The sequence below is a fragment of the Bradyrhizobium cenepequi genome (assembly GCF_020329485.1).
Taxonomy (GTDB): Bacteria; Pseudomonadota; Alphaproteobacteria; order Rhizobiales; family Xanthobacteraceae; genus Bradyrhizobium; species Bradyrhizobium cenepequi.
This window is the reverse complement of record NZ_JAGKJI010000137.1, coordinates 1-1,604: the sequence shown is the minus strand read 5'-3', so window position 1 is coordinate 1,604 and position 1,604 is coordinate 1. Positions and strand designations below refer to the sequence as shown.

At 60.8% G+C, this 1,604-nt stretch carries 3 protein-coding genes; 2 read left to right on the top strand and 1 reads right to left on the bottom strand.

The genetic code is table 11. The features are described 5' to 3' along the window. Window positions 1-201: winged helix-turn-helix transcriptional regulator (locus J6497_RS40510; protein WP_225709721.1), on the bottom strand; the 201-nt coding region annotated here is incomplete at its 3' end. 149 nt (window positions 202-350) lie between these two features. Here J6497_RS40510 and J6497_RS40505 point away from each other — a divergent pair. Together J6497_RS40505 and J6497_RS40500 are read left to right on the top strand one after the other, a co-directional pair. Then, complete coding sequence (locus J6497_RS40505; RefSeq protein WP_225709725.1) at window positions 351-902, top strand: pyridoxal-phosphate dependent enzyme; 552 nt, start codon at window positions 351-353, stop codon at window positions 900-902. Then, on the top strand, window positions 892-1,158 hold the full coding sequence (locus J6497_RS40500; RefSeq protein WP_225709724.1) for an EthD domain-containing protein: 267 nt from the start codon (window positions 892-894) through the stop codon (window positions 1,156-1,158). Before J6497_RS40505 ends, J6497_RS40500 begins: the two co-directional genes overlap by 11 nt. Window positions 1,159-1,604 lie beyond the last annotated feature (446 nt).

The window sequence follows — 1,604 nt, the reverse complement described above, 5'->3', positions numbered from 1 at the left end:
GTGGCGCTCGACTGCGCCGATAGCGATCAGTTCCTGGAGCCTCTCCGACAACATGGTTTTGGAGATGCGAGGAATGCCTCGGCGAATGTCGTTGAAGCGTCGGCTCCCGCAGAGCAGTTCCCGCACCACAAGCAGCGTCCAGCGTCCACCCAAGACTTCATGGGCGCGCGCGATCGAGCAAAACTGTCCATAACCGGCCATCGCGGCAGACTACCAGGTATGGCCGAGTTGCACAGGTCCGGAATCCGTACCCCCGCGCCGCAATCGCACCTGTCAAGATGCGAGAGCGTGGCAAGTTCAGAAGGGTACAAGCATGGCCCAGGTGCCCACCCTCCGATTGAATCCGGCCAATGGCACAGTCCATGGCCGGTTCTTATGAGACCCGAACGAAACGACCTAAAGCGATAGGACCGTCAATGACCGCGGCCCAGGCCACGATTCTAGACACCATCGGCAACACGTCTCTGTTGCCGCTGCGCCATGTCGTCCCCGCCAACGGAGCTCGCATCCTGCTGAAGCTCGAAAGCGAGAATCCGACCGGCAGCATGAAGGATCGCATGGCGCTGGCGATGATCGAGGCGCCCGAGGCCGATGGACGATTGCAGCCTGGCGGCGCGGTCGTCGAATATACCGGCGGCAGCACGGGAGTCGCCGCATCGTTTGCCGCGATCACACCTGTTCGTCGCGATAGCGGCTTCCGAGACGACCGAGCGGCTCGGTCTCGCGTGGCGACGCCACACCCGGGCGGCATTCAACGAGCAAGGTCAGAATTCCATACCCCACAGACAACGCCGGTCAATCCATACTGCTCTCGCAACTTCACTCATGGTTATGGAGGAACGCACCGTGTCGGCTCATCTTCTCATTCTCTATCCTATCCCCAAAGACGCCGTGGCGTTTGAGCGCGCCTATCATGACGAGCATCTTTCCTACGCCGGCCCGAGACTCATCGGCGCGACAGGTGTCGCCACCAAGCGCGTGGTCGGGCCGGCGTTTGCGCCACCGCCCTACCATTTGATGTCCGATGTAAGCTTTCCGACGATCGATGCACTGAAAAGCTGTGCAGCGTCCAAGGGCGGCAAGGAAGCCCTGGAGCACGCCGCGTCGATCAGTTCCGGCGGCGCGCCGACGATCATCGTCGTCACCGACGAGACTTAATACTCGTCGCGACACAATCCAACAAGGCATCTTCACTAGCCAAGATGCGCCGCCCAGTGAGGCGCAAGCCTGGCGCGGTCGCTCGGACCTCTGCGGCCGCAGCTGGATTGCGTAATGTCTAGGCCAAAGCGACGTAGCCGCCGACCGAAAACCTCGGCGAAGCGGTCCGGATTACGCACCCAACGCGCCAGCATTTCGGAGCGATAATATCCTCGAACGGCCTACATAGGAATCGAGGACATTTTTCGGTGCACGGCTCTCGTTGCTTGCCGCGCATCATTTCAGGAGAGCAGATCAATGGATATCAAGATCCCCGAAACACTGGACGCCTGGAACGCAGCCGGCGCCGATTATCTCCCCGGTCTCCTTGGGATGCGCTTTCGTAAAGTGGAGGCTGATGAAGTTGTCGCGACGCTTGAGGTAAGCCGCGCCCTCGGCGCCTGGAA

Coding starts and splice junctions, on each gene's coding strand:
- J6497_RS40505 (WP_225709725.1), top strand. CDS start 351: ATGGCACAGTCCATGGCCGGTTCTTATGAGACCCGAACGAAACGACCT.